Origin of the sequence: Brachybacterium sp. AG952 (assembly GCF_004362645.1) — a bacterium.
Lineage (GTDB): Bacteria > Actinomycetota > Actinomycetes > Actinomycetales > Dermabacteraceae > Brachybacterium > Brachybacterium conglomeratum.
This window is the reverse complement of sequence record NZ_SNXV01000002.1, coordinates 234,112-249,436: the sequence shown is the minus strand read 5'-3', so window position 1 is coordinate 249,436 and position 15,325 is coordinate 234,112. Positions and strand designations below refer to the sequence as shown.

Sequence of the window (15,325 nt, the reverse complement as noted above, 5' to 3'; positions counted from 1 at the left end):
CCGGGGCCCGGGCGCGACGTAGACTCGCGCCTGTGACCGACACCGACCAGCGCCCCGTCCTCGTCGTCGACTTCGGCGCCCAGTACGCACAGCTCATCGCTCGTCGCGTGCGCGAGGCCCGGGTCTACTCCGAGATCGTCCCGCACTCGATGGCCGTCGAGAAGATGCTCGCGAAGGATCCCCGCGCGATCATCCTCTCCGGCGGGCCGAGCTCCGTCTACGCCGAGGGCGCACCCCGCCTGGACCCGGCCCTGCTCGAGGCCGGCGTGCCGGTGCTCGGGCTCTGCTACGGCTTCCAGTCGATGGCCGCGGCGGCCGGCGGCACCGTCTCCCCGACGGGCGTGCGCGAGTACGGCGCGACCCGCCTCGAGGCCCTCGACGCCTCCTCCGAGCTGCTCGCCGGCCAGGACGTCGACCAGAACGTGTGGATGAGCCACGGCGACTCCGTCACCGCGGCGCCCGAGGGCTTCGAGGTCGTCGCGACCTCCTCCGCCAGCCCCGTCGCCGCCTTCGAGAACCGCGAGAAGCGGCTCTACGGCGTGCAGTGGCACCCCGAGGTGGGCCACTCCGACCGCGGCCAGGAGGTGCTGGAGAACTTCCTCCACCGCGGCGCGGGCATCGAGCCGTCCTGGACCACCGGCAACGTCATCGAGGAGCAGGTCGAGCGGATCCGCGCCCAGGTGGGCGAGGGCACCGCGATCTGCGGACTCTCCGGCGGCGTGGACTCCGCCGTCGCCGCGGCGCTCGTGCAGCGCGCCATCGGCGACCGCCTCACCTGCGTGTACGTGAACCACGGCCTGATGCGCCAGGACGAGTCCGAGCAGATCGAGAAGGCCTTCGGCGCCTCCACCGGCGGGGCGAAGCTCGTCATGGTCGACGCCGAGGAGCAGTTCCTCACCGCGCTCGCCGGCGTCACCGACCCCGAGACCAAGCGCAAGATCATCGGGCGCGAGTTCATCCGCACCTTCGAGAAGGCCCAGGCGGAGATCCTGCGCGAGCAGGGCGTCGTCGAGGGCGAGGGCGACTCGGCCCACGCCGAGGCCAAGGCATTCCTGGTCCAGGGCACGCTCTACCCCGACGTCGTCGAGTCCGGCGGCGGCGAGGGCGCGGCGAACATCAAGAGCCACCACAACGTGGGCGGCCTGCCCGAGGACCTCTCCTTCGAGCTGGTCGAGCCGCTGCGCACCCTGTTCAAGGACGAGGTGCGCGCCGTCGGCACCGAGCTGGGCCTGCCCGACGAAATCGTCTGGCGCCAGCCCTTCCCGGGCCCCGGCCTCGGCATCCGCATCATCGGCGAGGTCACCAAGGAGCGCCTGGACATCCTGCGCGCGGCCGACGCGATCGCTCGCGCCGAGCTGACCGCCGCGGGCCTGGACCGCACCATCTGGCAGTGCCCCGTCGTGCTCCTGGCCGACGTGCGCTCGGTGGGCGTCCAGGGCGACGGCCGCACCTACGGCCACCCCGTCGTGCTGCGCCCCGTCACCAGCGACGACGCGATGACCGCGGACTGGGCCAAGGTGCCCTACGACGTGCTCTCGCGCATCTCGACCCGCATCACCAACGAGGTCTCCGAGATCAACCGCGTCACCCTCGACATCACCTCGAAGCCCCCGGGCACGATCGAGTGGGAGTGAGCCCCCGCTGATCCGACGCGGTCGCGGCCGCGCGGAGAGGGGGGAGCGACGACGGCGGGGGACTCCGGACCGGATCCTCCGCCGTCGTCGTCCCGCCGTCGGGCCCTCGACGCACGTTCCCGACCGATCGGCCGTTCCCGACCGACCGGCGGGGAGGAGCCTTGCCGCGACGGGCGGCGAAGGGTTACGTTCCCCGGACGTCGCTGAGCGGTCGTCCTCCGTCGGCCCCGCGACATCCCCGAGCGAGGAGGACGGACCGATGGCCGAGGCCGGGACCGACACGATCACGACGCAGGTGCCCTCGAGGCTGGACCGCCTGCCCTGGTCCCGCTTCCACTGGCGCGTAGTGATCGGGCTCGGCAGCGTGTGGATCCTCGACGGCCTCGAGGTCACGATGGTCGGCAACGTGGCCGCCCGGCTCACCGAGGACGGCAGCGGCCTGGACATCTCCGCCGCCCAGATCGGCGTCGCGGGTGCCATCTACATCGTCGGCGCCTGCCTCGGTGCGCTCTTCTTCGGCCAGCTCACCGACCGGCTGGGCCGCAAGAAGCTCTTCCTGTGGACGCTCGTGCTCTACCTCGTGGCCACCGTGGCGACGGCCTTCTCCTTCTCCCCCTGGTACTTCTTCCTCTGCCGCTTCCTGACCGGCGCCGGGATCGGCGGCGAGTACGCGGCCATCAACTCCGCGATCGACGAGCTGATCCCCGCGAGGGTGCGTGGGCGGGTCGACCTGATCATCAACGGCTCCTACTGGCTGGGCTCGGCCGCGGGCTCCGCGCTGTCGCTGGTGCTGCTCAGCACGGTGCTGCTGCCCATCGACCTGGGATGGCGACTGGCCTTCGGCTTCGGCGCGGTCCTCGGCATCTGCGTGCTGATCGTGCGGCGCCACGTGCCGGAGAGCCCCCGCTGGCTGTTCATCCACGGCCGCGAGGAGGAGGCCGAACGGATCGTGCGCGGGATCGAGGAGGGCATCGAGGAGGAACGGGGCGAGAAGCTGCCCGCGGCGGAGGGCTCGCTCACGATCCGTCAGCGCAGGGCGATCCCGTTCCGGGAGATCGCCGCGGTCGCGTTCCGCAAGTATCCGCGGCGTTCGATCCTGTGCCTGGCGCTGTTCGTCGGACAGGCGTTCCTCTACAACGGCATCACCTTCAACCTCGGCGTTCTGCTCTCGTCCTTCTACGACGTGGGCGCGTCGCTCGCCCCGCTCTTCATCATCTTCTGGGCGCTGTCGAACTTCGCCGGGCCGGTGATCCTGGGACACTTCTTCGACAGCGTCGGCCGCAAACCGATGATCACCCTCGCCTATCTCGGCAGCGCCGTGGTGACCCTGCCCCTGGCGTGGGTGTTCCTCAGCCAGACCGGCGGGCTCACCGCCTTCATGATCCTGCTGGTGATCACGTTCTTCCTGGCCTCCTCCGGCGCCAGCGCCGCCTATCTGACGGTGAGCGAGATCTTCCCGATGGAGACGCGAGCGCTCGCGATCGCCTTCTTCTACGCGCTCGGGACCGCGGCCGGCGGCATCGCCGGCCCGCTGCTGTTCGGAAGCCTCATCGAGACGGGGGAGCGGATTCCGGTGGCCATCGGCTTCCTGATCGCCGCGGCGGTGATGTCCCTCGGCGGCGTCGCCGAGCTGGTGTTCGGCGTCCGCGCCGAGGGGCAGGAGCTCGAGGACCTCGCCACCCCGCTCACCGCGCAGGAGGGCGACGGCCCCGGCGACGGCGACGGCGAGCGCGGCGGAGCAGGGACGGGTGATCGAGCATGACGCCCGTAGGGTGCCTGGTGTTCGGCCACCGGCCTGCCTTCCGCGCCGAAGGTCGCACGATGCGCTGGGAGTGCGAGCGGGGCTGCGGAGAAGGCGGAGGCGCGAAGAGCTACGACACCGCAGCCGAGGCGGAGCGCTTCGCCGCGGCCTTCGACCGGCGCGGTGACGCCCGCCTCGGTGAGCGCGCCCCGCTGCTGGGCATGTTCCCGCTGCGGCTCTGGCGATGGATGCGCGGGCGCGGCGGGCCCAGCGCCTGACCGGCGCCGTGCTGCCCGGTGCGCCGGCGGGTCACGCCGAGGGCGGCGGCTCCAGCAAACGCGAGGGATGCGAGGGCGCGGTCGCATGCCAGGAGTGGGTCCGCTCGAAGGTCTCCCATCCCATCGAGGCATAGATCCGGTCCGCGCCGGTGGGGGAGTCCTCGTCCACCTCGAGGTCGACGAACGTCCGCCCGCGCTCGGCGGCGTCGCGCAGCGCGGCCCGCAGCAGGGACTTCGCGATCCCGTGCCCGCGGGCGCTGCGGTGCACCCCGAGGTATTCCAGATACGTGCCCTCGCCGCGGGTCGCGGTGGCCTTGATCGGGGCGGCGACGAGACCACCCGCCGGCAGCCATCGGCCCTCGCGCTCGATCTCCGCGATCCACCAGTGGTCCCAGTCGGCCTCGTACGGAGCCTCGATCAGGCGCTGGACGAACTCGGCGAAGGACTCGCGGTAGGACCCCCAGTGGTCGGCGAACGACTCCTCGAGCATCCGGTGCACGGTGCGGACGTCCTGGGCGACCGGCAGGCCGAACTCGTGACGGTGCACGCGCCGGACCCGGGTGCCCTCGCGCGGGGTGGGCAGTGAGGTCGCCTCCTCGGGGGAGACGGGGCGGCGCATGTGCAGCCAGGAGCGGACCATCTCGTAGCCTGCCGCCTCGAGCAGCTGGGAGCGGTCGGTGTCCAGCGCGTTCGCGTCGGTGGTGAGCTTGGTGGCCTCCACGCCCCGGGCGCGGGCGAAGGAGCCGCCCACCTCGACCGCCCAGTCCAGCAGCGAGGCGGCGAGCTCTTCCCGCGCGGGGGCGTCGGCGGCGATGACGAACTGGACGTTCGTGCGCCCGCTCGCGCGGTCCTCGAGCGCGATCCACGCCAGAGGCGGCAGCTCGAGGGTGGGGGAGCCGTCGGCGCCGGCGGGCACGACGACGACCTGCCGCCGGGCCCACGACTTCAGCCCCACCATCCGCGAGCGCAGTCCTGCCTCGTCGACCGCGGCCTCGGGGTCGTAGCGGCGCATCGCGGCCGTGAGCAGCGCGGTCACGGGGGCCACGTCCGAGGCGAGCGGCAGTCGCGTGGCGAGTCGGCCCTCGAGGGCGGCCGGCAGTGTGGGTGCGAAGTGATCGACGAGCAGCATCCGCCCATCTTTTCACGCGGGGACGGGAGGGGTCCGGGCATCGGGGCGCTGATGCTGGGGGGACTGCCGCTGCGTCCAGCCGCAGCCCCGGCCTCGCCGCGCCGTGCGGGGAGCAGGCCGCCGGCATGCCGGTCCGGGAACGCCGAGAGCACCGATCCGCCCGGTCCGGGCGGGGAATCGGTGCTCTCGGCGGGTGCCGCGATGCGTCGTCGCGCGGGGCGGCGACGGCGTGGGTCAGCGGGCGGTGGGCTCCGCACCGTCCTGCCCGTCGGCGTCGGGATCGACCGTGCGGGTCTCGCCGGTGACGGTCACGGACTCGGCCGCACCCACCGCGGCGAGCGCCCCGGTGGTGGTGGGGACGAGCTGTTCGTCGGAGGCCGCGGCCAGGTCCTCTGCGCTCTCGACGGTCTCGCGCAGGGGCACGTGCTTGATGAACAGCGAGAGCACCAGCGCGAGGACCGCGAAGGGCACCGCGGTGAGGAACACGTCGTGCATCGCATCGCTCAGCCCGCCGCGCACCGGGTCCACGAGGAACTCGGGCAGCTTCGCGAGGGCGGTGGGGTCCAGCACCGCGTTCTCGAGGGTGCTGGTGTCGACCTCGCCGCCCGTGCTCTGCAGCGCGGCGAGCTGCTCGGGCGGCAGGGCCGCGATCTTCTCGGGGATCGCGGTGGACATCGAGGCGGTCATCACGGTGCCGAGCACGGCGGTGCCCACCGTCGAGCCGATGTTGCGGAAGAACTGGATCGCGGCGGTCGCGGTGCCGAGCTCGCGGCGGGAGACGGCGTTCTGCACGACCAGCGTGTAGACCTGCATCGACAGGCCGAGCCCCAGGCCGATGACGATCATCGCGAGGGTCAGGTGCCACTGCGAGTCCCCGTAGGAGAGGTTCGCCAGCAGCAGGTAGCCCGCGACCATCACCACGCCGCCCAGGATGAGGAAGGGGCGGTAGCGGCCGGTGCGCGAGATCAGCAGGCCCACGAGGATCGAGGTGAGGATCATCGCGAGCGACTGCGGCACGAGGATCATGCCGGAGTTCGTCGCGGAGACGCCCATGACGCCCTGCGCGTAGACCGGGATGTAGATGATCGCGCCGAACATCGCCACCGCGATCGCGAAGGAGGCCGCGACCGACAGCGCAACGATCGGGCGAAGCAGCAGGTGCAGGGGCAGCAGCGGCTCCTCGACCCGGGTCTCGATCACCACGAACGCGATGAGGAACAGCGCGGCGACCGCGTACATCCCCAGGATCACGGGGGAGGTCCACTCGTAGTCGCCGCCGCCCCAGGTGGTGGCCAGCAGCGCGAGCACGAGCCCGGGGGTGAGGGTGAGGATGCCCCAGTAGTCGACCCTGCCGTGCTGCTGGGCCTTCTCCAGGTGGAGGAAGCGCAGGATGAAGGCGAAGGCGACCACACCGATCGGGAGGGTCAGGAAGAAGGCCCAGCGCCATCCCAGGTGGTCGGTGATCGCACCGCCGATCAGCGGGCCGGCGACCGAGGTGACGCCGAAGACGGCACCCATGATTCCCTGGTACTTCCCGCGCTGACGGGGCGGGATGATGTCGCCGATGATCGTCTGGCTCAGCGGCATCAGGGTGCCCATGCCCAGGCCCTGCACGGCACGGGCGAAGACCAGGAACCAGAAGCCCTGGGCGAGGCCGGCGAGCACGGAGCCGATCATGAACACGGCGAGACCGCCGAGGTAGAACCAGCGGCGACCGTAGAGGTCGGAGAGCTTGCCGACGACGGGGACCGCGACGGCGGAGACGAGCATCGCGGCGGTCGCGATCCAGTTGTAGTGCTCCACGCCGCCGAGCTCGGCGACGATGCGCGGCATGGCGGGGCCGACGACGGTCTGGGAGAGGGAGGCGACGAACATGCCGAGCATGAGCCCGACGAAGACGAGCGTGCCCTGGCGGTCGAGGCCGGTGAAGGCGGCGGGCTCCGCAGCGGCCGGCTGCGGTGCCCGGGTGGTGGATGCAGTCATGAGGTCCTCGGGAGTGAGCGGTGGGGGAGGCGGCCGCAGCACCCCGTCGGGCTGTGCCTCGGCAACACTACAGAACTGTTGCATTGACTGCACTATTGCATCGAGTGCAGATTTTGTGATGTGTCGGACCTAGGATGGCGGCGTGACTTCCGCGCAGACGACCGATGACCATGACCCCGCGGGCTCGGAGGAGCTCGGCCTGCGGGAGCTGAAGAAGCGCCAGACCCGCATGGCGATGCACCGCGCCGCCCTCGAGCTGGTGGTCGAGCACGGGCTCTCGGCGGTCACGGCGCAGATGATCGCCGAGCGCGCCGGCGTCTCCACCCGCACCTTCTTCAACCACTGGGTGACCAAGGAGTCCGCGATCCTCGGGATCAACGGCGGGGAGGGTGCACAGGCGATCGCCTCGTTGCGGGAGAAGCTCCTGGTCATGCCGGCGCGTGAGGCGATGCGCTCGATGATGCGCGAAGCGATTGCGAACGTCCCCGTCGACCGCGGTCTGCGCGAGCTGAAGAAGCAGGTCATGGAGCAGGAGCCGAGCCTGCACCTGGTCTCCAGTGGAAACCTCCAGGCGATGCAGACCGAGCTGGTCGAGGAGCTCGCCGAGGCGCTCGAGGGCGAGTTCGCCCGCGATCATGCGGTGATCCTGGTGCAGGTGAGCTTCGCCCTGACCCGCAGCGCGTTCGCGATCTCCATGCGGCGCGGCATCGACCCGGTCCGCGCCTTCGACCAGGTGCTCACTCTCTACGACGGGTCGGGCACCGAGATCTGAGCCGGAGGCCGCGCGAGCCCGGGCTGAGGTGGGCAGGGCTCAGCGGAGAATGCGGCCGAGTCCGCCGGTCCAGCCGCGCCCGTCCTCGAGGCGCTCGGCGACCCCGCGCTCGAGGCGCGAGGTGCGGGGGAGCGAGGCGAGGTCGACCGGGGGCCGACGGCCGAATACGAAGAAGAGCGCCCCGTCGTCCATCCGGGAGCGCTCGAGCATCTCCCAGCGCGCGGCGAAGCGGGCGAGGTTCGAGCCCTCTCCCGTGATCTCGGCGAGCTGGTCGCTCAGCAGCCACGAGTCGCACACGAACTCATGGCCGAACGCGGGCTCCTCCGCGTCGCGCTCCGCGCCGAGCTCGGGGTAGTGCTCCGTGAAGTACGCGGTCGCCGCCGGGAAGGAGGCGTCGACCTCCGCGGGATCCAGCGGGCCGCGCGCCGGGATGTGGGTGCCGAGCACCCAGCGGCGGGGGTCGCCTGCCGACGGCGCAGGGCCTGCGGCCGCAGCGACCGGGCCGTCCGCCGGTCCGCCCGGCCCGTCGGCCGCGGGAGCCGATCCGTCGGCCGACGGCGTCGAGCCGGAGCCCGCGAGCAGAGCGACCCTCTGGCGGTGCAGATCGAACTGGAGACGCCCGAGGTGCACGAGCCGTCCCGCCCAGTTCATGCTCACCCAGTTCAGCTGGTGGAGGCCCAGGCGCCCCGTGCCGGCGCGGTGGACCCGCATCTGCTGGCCGAGGTCGGCGAGCACCTCCCAGGACTGCTCGGGGGTGAGGCCGCGGGCGGCGTGCCAGGCGCGCACCGTCGAGGTCGAGACCAGCAGCGCGAGGATCGCGACCAGGCCCTCCCCGGGGGCGAGGTGCTGCTGAAGGGCGTCGTGGCGGTCCTTCTCGGCGGCGAGGTCGACCTCGGGCACCTCGAGCCCGGCGGCGGCGCGCAGACGGTTCGCTGTCGCAGTCACCTCGGCGAGCACCTCCTCGTCGGCCGCGGCGGCGTCGAGCAGGGCGAGCAGGTCGGAGGCGTCCTGGTCGGTGATCCCGAGATTCTCGAGCAGGGCGGTGCGGGAGGGGGCGGTGAGCATGACGCGCACGTCCGCGGCGGCGAGCTCGTCCTCGGCGCGGATCTCGGCCGGCGGGGGTGGCTTCATGTGATCACGGTAACGGGTGAGCCCCATCCTCCCGCTACGATCGGTGCGTCCCGACCACGAGCGTGCCGGTGCGCCGGCGAGGAGGCCACGATGACCAGCCCGCAGCAGGATCCCGCCGCGCCCGAGACGCAGGACGCCCCGGCCGCGCCGCCCGCGAGCTCGGCGGAGGCCGAGGCGATCCGCACCGCCTACGGCTTCGAGGGTGCGCGCATCCACCTCGGCGCGATGCTCGACGGGGAGGAGCCCGACCCGAGCGTGCCGGTGAATCTCGCGGTCTCGATGCTGAACCGCCACGGCCTGATCGCCGGCGCCACCGGCACCGGCAAGACCCGCACCCTCCAGGTCATCGCCGAGCAGGCCGCCCACGCCGGCGCCGCCGTGTTCGTCGCCGACATGAAGGGCGATCTCTCCGGCATCGCCGTGCCCGGCACCGCCTCCGACAAGCTCACCGCGCGCGCCGCGGCCCGCGGCCAGGAGTGGGTCTCCCGCGCGGCGCCCACGGAGTTCCTCACCCTCGGCGGGCAGGGCGAGGGCGTCCCGATCCGCACCACCGTCAGCGACTTCGGGCCGGTGCTGATGGCGAAGGTGCTCGAGCTGAACCCCACCCAGGAGTCCTCGCTCGGGCTGATCTTCCACTACGCGGACTCCCAGGGCCTGGCGCTGCTGGACCTCAAGGACCTGCGCGCCCTGATCCAGTTCCTCACCTCCGATGAGGGCAAGGACGAGCTCAAGGGCATCGGCGGGATCTCGAGCGCGACCGCGGGCGTGATCCTGCGCAGCCTCACCGCCTTCGAGGCCTCCGGCGCGGACGTCTTCTTCGGCGAGCCCGCCTTCGACACCCAGCAGCTGCTGCGCACGAAGGACGGCGCGGGCATGATCTCCTGCCTCGAGCTGCCCGGGGTCGCCTCCCGCCCGGCGCTGTTCTCCACCTTCATGATGTGGATGCTGGCCGAGCTGTACCAGGAGCTGCCCGAGGTGGGCGATGCCGAGGTGCCCAAGCTGGTGTTCTTCTTCGACGAGGCGCACCTGCTGTTCAAGGACGCCTCCAAGGCGTTCCTGGACCAGGTGGTCCAGACTGTGCGCCTGATCCGCTCCAAGGGCGTGGGCATCTTCTTCGTCACCCAGACCCCGAAGGACATCCCCGGCGACGTCCTCGCCCAGCTCGGCAACCGGGTCCAGCACGCGCTGCGCGCCTTCACCCCGGACGACGCGAAGGCGCTCAAGGCCACCGCGAAGACCTTCCCCACCTCCGAGCACGACCTCGAGGAGGTCATCCCCGCGCTCGGCACCGGTGAGGCGATCGTGACCGTGATGAGTGAGGACGGCGCCCCGACGCCGGTCGCGATCACCGCGGTGCGCGCGCCGGAGAGCTCGATGGAGCCCGCCGGCGAGCAGGTCATCAAGGAGTCCGCCGCGGCCTCTGCGCTGATGGACGAGTACGGCGAGGCGGTGGACAACGAGTCCGCCTACGAGATCCTCCAGAAGCGCGCCGCGGCCGACGCCGAGGCCGAGGACGCCGCGGCCGCGGAGAAGGAGGCCGCAGGGAAGGGCTCCGCGAAGGACGCCGAGCCGGCCGCGAAGAAGCCCGCGAAGAAAGACGAGGGGCTCATGGGCAACCCCGCCGTGAAGTCCTTCCTCCGTTCCGCCGGGACGGTGCTCGGCCGCGAGATCAGCCGCTCCCTGTTCGGGACCCGCAAGCGCCGCTGAGAGAGCGACCTCGCCGGACCCCAGGGAAGACGCGGAAGTAGTTGCACTCCGCGCTGCACCTGTACATGCGCGAGCGAGGAGTCATCCCTTCTCCAGCGCCTGGTATTCCATGGCCATGTCCAAGAACGCAGGATTGCACTCGGCCAGTGCCATGACCTGAGATCTCCAGGTTGATCGGAGGGGCGCTCCGAAATACGCCAGCTCGGGGAGATCGGCGGCGGGGGAGAGATCAGCACTGTCGATCGTCGCTCCCGGCAGATGGAACCAGTGCAGGTGCCTCAAGGGCCGGACCCACTCGAGGTCGGGGATGTGCAGGAGTCTGTCTGTCCCGATGCCTGTGCCGAGCGTGAGATACCTCAGCGCGGTGAGATCGCCGAGTTCTGAGAAATCGGCGAGCCGGAAGGCGTTGGAAAGGTCCACTTCGACGAGATCGGGCAGCAGTCGCAGTGGCGCCAAAGTAGTGACCCGAGTGGCGCCACCCAGGTGGAGCGCCTCGATGAGGTGCAGGTCGGAGAGCGGGCCGAGGTCCTCGTACGGTCCCCACTTCACCGCGAGATAACGCAGATCGGGCAGACCAGAGACCGCGTCCAGGAGTCTCTGGGGGACTCGGGAGCAGAGATAGAGATGAGTGATCGGGGCGTCTCCCGCGGACAGCAGGTCGATCCATCCGTCGAGGATCCGTCGCTTCTGTGCCGCCGTTCGTTCCTCGTCGTCCTCGAGCTGGGTGGCCGAGAGGGCGATCCACGCCTGCCCCGAGTACGACGCCGGATCCCACAGCTCGGTGAAACGATCGAGATGCCGCAGCGGTGGTCGGGAGTCGTCGGTTACGTGGGGAGTGAACATGGATCTCCTCGAGGGCGTGGTGTTCACGCCCATGATGCATGCTCAGTCCTCGAAGAGCGTACTGCGGAAAAGAAGCGGCGCCCCCACCCGGAGGTGAGGGGCGCCGCTCGCGACGGGCGAGGTCAGATCACTTCTTGCCCTGGTTGGCGACGGCCTCGGCGGCGGCCTTCGCGGCGACCGGATCGAGATAGCGGCCGCCCTTCTCGACGGGCTGGAAGTCCTCGTCGAGCTCGTAGACCAGCGGCTGGCCGGTGGGGATGTTGAGACCCGAGATCTCCTCGTCGGAGATACCGTCGAGGTACTTCACCAGCGCGCGCAGCGAGTTGCCGTGGGCGGCGATCAGCACCGTCTTCCCCTCGACGAGGTCGGGCTTGATGCCCTCCTCCCAGTAGGGGAGGAAGCGCTCGACGACGTCCTTGAGGCACTCGGACTTCGGCAGCTGATCGCCGAGGTCGGCGTACTGCGGGTCCTGGTCCTGGGAGAACTCGGTGCCGAACTCGATCTCGGGCGGCGGCGTGTCGTAGGAGCGGCGCCAGGCCATGAACTTCTCCTCGCCGTACTTCTCGCGGATCTCCGACTTGTTCATGCCCTGCAGCGCGCCGTAGTGGCGCTCGTTCAGGCGCCAGTCGCGCTTGACGGGGATCCAGTGGCGGTCGGCCGCGTCCAGGGAGAGGTTCGCGGTCATGATGGCGCGACGCTGCAGCGAGGTGTGCACGACATCGGGGAGGATGCCGGCCTCCTTCATGAGGTCGCCGCCCTCCGTGGCCTCCTGGCGTCCCTTCTCGGTGAGGGGGACGTCCACCCAGCCGGTGAACAGGTTCTTCGCGTTCCAGTCGCTCTCGCCGTGGCGGAGCAGCACGAGTGTGTAGGTCATGGGCCCAGCCTACGCGGGCCGAGGCCGGCCGTGCATTCGGTGGCCATCGGTGGCCACTGGGCGGACATCGGACCGGTGCTCGCGCCTCGGGCCGCCGGCGCCCACGACCGGCCTCCTGGATATGGTCGGGCCATGACCGCAGTGACCTCCCGTGATCTCACCTCCGTGCCCGTCGTGCTGCTGGACCTGGACGGCACCGTCGTCGAGTCGGCGCCCGGCATCCTCGCCGCCCTCGAGCACGCCTTCGCCGCCTGCGGCGAGGAGCATCCCGGTGCGGAGCGCCTGCAGTCCTTCATCGGGCCGCCGCTGGTGGACTCCTTCCGCTCCGAGCTGGGGCTGGACGCCGAGCGGGCCGAGGCGCTGCGCCTGGCCTACACCGACCACTACCTCGCCGAGGGATACACGTTCAGCGTCCCCTACGCCGGGATGGCGGACCTCATCTCCGGGCTGCGGGCCGACGGCCGCACCGTCGCGATCGCGACCAACAAGCCCGAGACCACCGCGCGCAGGGTGCTGGAGCACCAGGGCCTCACCGCGGACCTCGACCTGATCGGCGGCACCGATCTCGCCGTGGGCCGCACCCACAAGGCGCAGGTGATCGCCAGCGTCCTCGAGCGGCTCGGCGTCTCCGCGGCCGACGGGGCCGTGATGGTGGGGGACCGGCTGCATGACGCGGAAGGTGCCGCCGTGCACGGCCTCGACGCGGTGCTGGTGGGCTGGGGCTACGGCGGGGACGCCGAGCGCGCCGCCGACCTGCCCTACGCCGCGACGGTCCCCGAGCTCCACCGGATGCTGCGCGGCTGATCCTCCAGCCGAGGCTCCGGGTGCTCAGGCCTCGAGCAGGATCGTCACCGGCCCGTCGTTCGTCAGCCCCACCCGCATGTGGGCGCCGAAGCGGCCCGTCGCGACCGTGATCCCGCGCTCACGCAGCGCGTCGACCACCTGCTGCACGAGCGACTCGGCGACCGGGGCCGGGGCGGCGCCGTTCCAGGACGGACGGCGCCCCTTGCGCACGTCGGCGTAGAGGGTGAACTGCGAGATCACGAGCACCTGCGCGCCCGTGTCCTGGACCGAGCGCTCGCCGTCCAGGATCCGCAGCTCGGCGATCTTCCGGGCGATCGTGGCGACCTGCTCGGGGCCGTCCTCATGGGTGACGCCGACGAGCGCGACGAGGCCCTCGCCGGTGATCTCTCCGACCACCTCGCCCTCGACCTCGACCCGGGCACCGTCGACTCTCTGGAGCACTGCACGCATGCCCCGATCGTGGCACAGGTGCGGGCTTCGCCGACGCGGGGTCAGCGGGGAGGGATCGAGGAGATCCTCCGCTCCTGCGTGGGGGAGTCGTCCTCGGGATGCTGATCGACCGGCTCGGACGGGCGGTTCGTCGGGGGAGCGGACTGCTGCGACGCAGCCTGCGGGGGAGCGGACTGCTGCGGCGCCGACTGCTGGGCCGGTGCGTCGAACTGCTGCGGCGGCGCGGAGCGGTCAGGGGCGCCGTGCTGCTGCGGCGGGGCGACGTACTGCGGCGCGGCCGACTGCGGCGGGGGTGCCGAATGCTGAGCCGGTGCCGACTGGTGCGGGGCGGACTGCGGCGGCGCCGACTGGTGCGCCGGCGCCGAGTGCTGCGGTGCCGACGGGTGCTGGGCCGACTGGTGGGGCGCCGACTGCGAAGGTGCCGAGCGCTGCGGCGGAGCGGACTGCTGCACCGCCGAGGAGCCCGACGGGGGTGCGATCCCGGGACCGTTCGGCACGTGCACGCCCTGGGCGGGGACCTGCCGCACGCCCGTCGGCCCCTGTGTCGGATGGGACTGCGCGGCGTGCTGCACGCCCGCGGCCGGACCCGGCTGCTGGGCGGCGGGCCGGCCGGGGGCGGGTGTCACGGGGTGCGCCGCCGCGGCCCGGTCGATCCGCTGCCGCTCCGCGTGCCGTGCGGCGGCGACCCACTCCTCGGCCACGCGCACGATCGCCTCGGTCGCGGCCTCCCAGGCCGCCTCCTGCTGACGGTGCGGTCCGGTCGCAAGCGAGAGCACGACCCCGGCGGAGCGCAGTGCGAGCTCCACCGGATCGACCCGCTCCTGGAAGGTCTCGTGCCAGGTGCGGATCGCGTCCTCGACCCGCTGCTGCATGCCGCGGTCGATGCGCCCGGCGTTGCCGTAGTCGGCCAGGACGCTGAGATGGGCGAGCAGGCAGGCGAGGTCGTCGGCGCGGCGACCCGGGCCGACGGTGTCGATGTCGAGCAGGCCCACGACCCTGCCGTCCTGGACGAACACCTGCGCCTCGTAGAAGTCGCCGTGGACGACGTCGTGCGGTCGCATGTCGATCCGCTGCTCGATCGCGGCCAGGCCCTCGCGGATCTCCCGCACCAGAGCGTCCAGGCGCGGCCCGAGAGCGGGCACGGCGGAGGCGACGATCCCCGCGTAGAACTCGACCGAGTCGGTCCACGGCGGCCGCAGCGACAGGCCGTACATGGAGGCGGGCAGGCGGTCCAGCAGCGCGACCAGGTCCTCGGCGCGGCAGGAGTCCACACCCTCGTCGATCACCGCGCGGGCGAGCGGCCGGCCCGGCAGCTCCGCGAGCACGACGAGGCCCTGATGGTGCGCGATGACCTCGGGCACCGGCACCCCGGCGGAGAGCAGGCGCTGATGGCGCTCCACGATCTCGCCGCTGCGGTGCGGCTGCATGACCTTGAGATACACGGCCGCGGCGCCCTGGGAGGCGCGCAGCACGGCGCGCCGGCCGGGACGGTAGGAGACGACGTCGATCGCGATCGGCTCGGACGGGTCCGGACCGAGGGAGACGCCCAGGTCGTGCAGGGTGCGGCCGACGATGTCGGGATAGCAGACCTGCGGGAGCATCGGCAGCCACGGATCGTGGGGGTAGCGCCACACGCGCACGTTGATGTCCCCGTCGGTCATCACCAGGGTCTGCTCGGCGACGTAGAGGTTCTTCTCGCGCTCCCCGATGTGGGCGCTCGCGCCGAACAGCTCCTCCCGGGCCGGGGCCTGGGGGCCGTCCAGCTCGGGCCAGGAGACCTGGGTGCGGTACAGGGCCTTGGTGCTGCGGCCGGGGCGGTGGTCGACGTGGTCGAGCTGCCAGCTGTGCAGCACCCCGCCCGAGTTGCCGACGGCCGAGCGGAGCAGCCCACCGGCTCCGGGCCCGGTGAGCAGCTCGGAGCCGTCCTGCGTGTGTGACATGGGCGATTCACTCTGTTCTGTGGTCATCGGGCGGCTGCG

Annotated in this window: 13 protein-coding genes; 6 read left to right on the top strand and 7 right to left on the bottom strand. The window is 71.8% G+C overall.

From position 1 onward, the window contains the following. The first annotated feature begins 32 nt into the window (after positions 1-32). The 3 genes from guaA to DEU31_RS06585 all read left to right on the top strand — a co-directional run bounded on the left by guaA (position 33) and on the right by DEU31_RS06585 (position 3,653). Complete coding sequence (gene guaA, locus DEU31_RS06595; protein WP_133676548.1) at positions 33-1,634, top strand: glutamine-hydrolyzing GMP synthase; 1,602 nt, start codon at positions 33-35, stop codon at positions 1,632-1,634. A gap of 259 nt (positions 1,635-1,893) precedes the next feature. Next, positions 1,894-3,396, top strand: a complete 1,503-nt coding sequence (locus DEU31_RS06590) for an MFS transporter (RefSeq protein ID WP_133676547.1) — start codon at positions 1,894-1,896, stop codon at positions 3,394-3,396. Beyond that, positions 3,393-3,653 (top strand): hypothetical protein, encoded by a 261-nt coding sequence (locus tag DEU31_RS06585; protein ID WP_029360636.1) that lies wholly within the window; start codon positions 3,393-3,395, stop codon positions 3,651-3,653. Before DEU31_RS06590 ends, DEU31_RS06585 begins: the two co-directional genes overlap by 4 nt. Before the next feature lie 31 nt (positions 3,654-3,684). Here DEU31_RS06585 and DEU31_RS06580 read toward each other — a convergent pair whose 3' ends face one another. Continuing rightward, on the bottom strand, positions 3,685-4,782 hold the full coding sequence (locus DEU31_RS06580; RefSeq protein ID WP_133676546.1) for a GNAT family N-acetyltransferase: 1,098 nt from the start codon (positions 4,780-4,782) through the stop codon (positions 3,685-3,687). 234 nt (positions 4,783-5,016) lie between these two features. Then, a complete protein-coding gene (locus DEU31_RS06575; RefSeq protein WP_133676545.1) occupies positions 5,017-6,765 on the bottom strand; it encodes an MDR family MFS transporter in 1,749 nt (582 codons plus the stop codon). 142 nt (positions 6,766-6,907) lie between these two features. Here DEU31_RS06575 and DEU31_RS06570 point away from each other — a divergent pair, with 142 nt between their 5' ends. Beyond that, positions 6,908-7,537, top strand: a complete 630-nt coding sequence (locus DEU31_RS06570) for a TetR/AcrR family transcriptional regulator (protein ID WP_010551214.1) — start codon at positions 6,908-6,910, stop codon at positions 7,535-7,537. A gap of 39 nt (positions 7,538-7,576) precedes the next feature. Here DEU31_RS06570 and DEU31_RS06565 read toward each other — a convergent pair whose 3' ends face one another. Next, complete coding sequence (locus DEU31_RS06565) at positions 7,577-8,668, bottom strand: acyltransferase domain-containing protein (protein WP_133676544.1); 1,092 nt, start codon at positions 8,666-8,668, stop codon at positions 7,577-7,579. Between the two features lie 90 nt (positions 8,669-8,758). Here DEU31_RS06565 and DEU31_RS06560 point away from each other — a divergent pair, with 90 nt between their 5' ends. Next, positions 8,759-10,375 carry a helicase HerA-like domain-containing protein gene (locus DEU31_RS06560; protein ID WP_133676543.1) on the top strand — a complete coding sequence of 539 codons (1,617 nt, stop codon included), beginning with the start codon at positions 8,759-8,761 and terminating at the stop codon, positions 10,373-10,375. A gap of 81 nt (positions 10,376-10,456) precedes the next feature. On the opposite strand, the gene DEU31_RS06555 is transcribed toward DEU31_RS06560, so the two are convergent. After that, the gene (locus DEU31_RS06555; RefSeq protein WP_133676542.1) at positions 10,457-11,218 is read right to left on the bottom strand and encodes a hypothetical protein; all 762 of its coding nucleotides are present in this window, start codon (positions 11,216-11,218) and stop codon (positions 10,457-10,459) included. A gap of 127 nt (positions 11,219-11,345) precedes the next feature. Next, complete coding sequence (locus DEU31_RS06550; RefSeq protein ID WP_053917896.1) at positions 11,346-12,092, bottom strand: phosphoglyceromutase; 747 nt, start codon at positions 12,090-12,092, stop codon at positions 11,346-11,348. Positions 12,093-12,224: 132 nt separating this feature from the next. Between DEU31_RS06550 and DEU31_RS06545 the strand changes: the two genes are divergently transcribed. Continuing rightward, the gene (locus DEU31_RS06545; protein WP_053917895.1) at positions 12,225-12,896 is read left to right on the top strand and encodes an HAD hydrolase-like protein; all 672 of its coding nucleotides are present in this window, start codon (positions 12,225-12,227) and stop codon (positions 12,894-12,896) included. 24 nt (positions 12,897-12,920) lie between these two features. Here the strand turns inward: DEU31_RS06545 and dtd are convergent, their stop codons facing one another. After that, a complete protein-coding gene (dtd, locus tag DEU31_RS06540; RefSeq protein WP_133676541.1) occupies positions 12,921-13,346 on the bottom strand; it encodes a D-aminoacyl-tRNA deacylase in 426 nt (141 codons plus the stop codon). Positions 13,347-13,387: 41 nt separating this feature from the next. Beyond that, positions 13,388-15,286, bottom strand: a complete 1,899-nt coding sequence (locus DEU31_RS06535) for a phosphotransferase (RefSeq protein ID WP_133676540.1) — start codon at positions 15,284-15,286, stop codon at positions 13,388-13,390. Between the last annotated feature and the right edge of the window lie 39 nt (positions 15,287-15,325).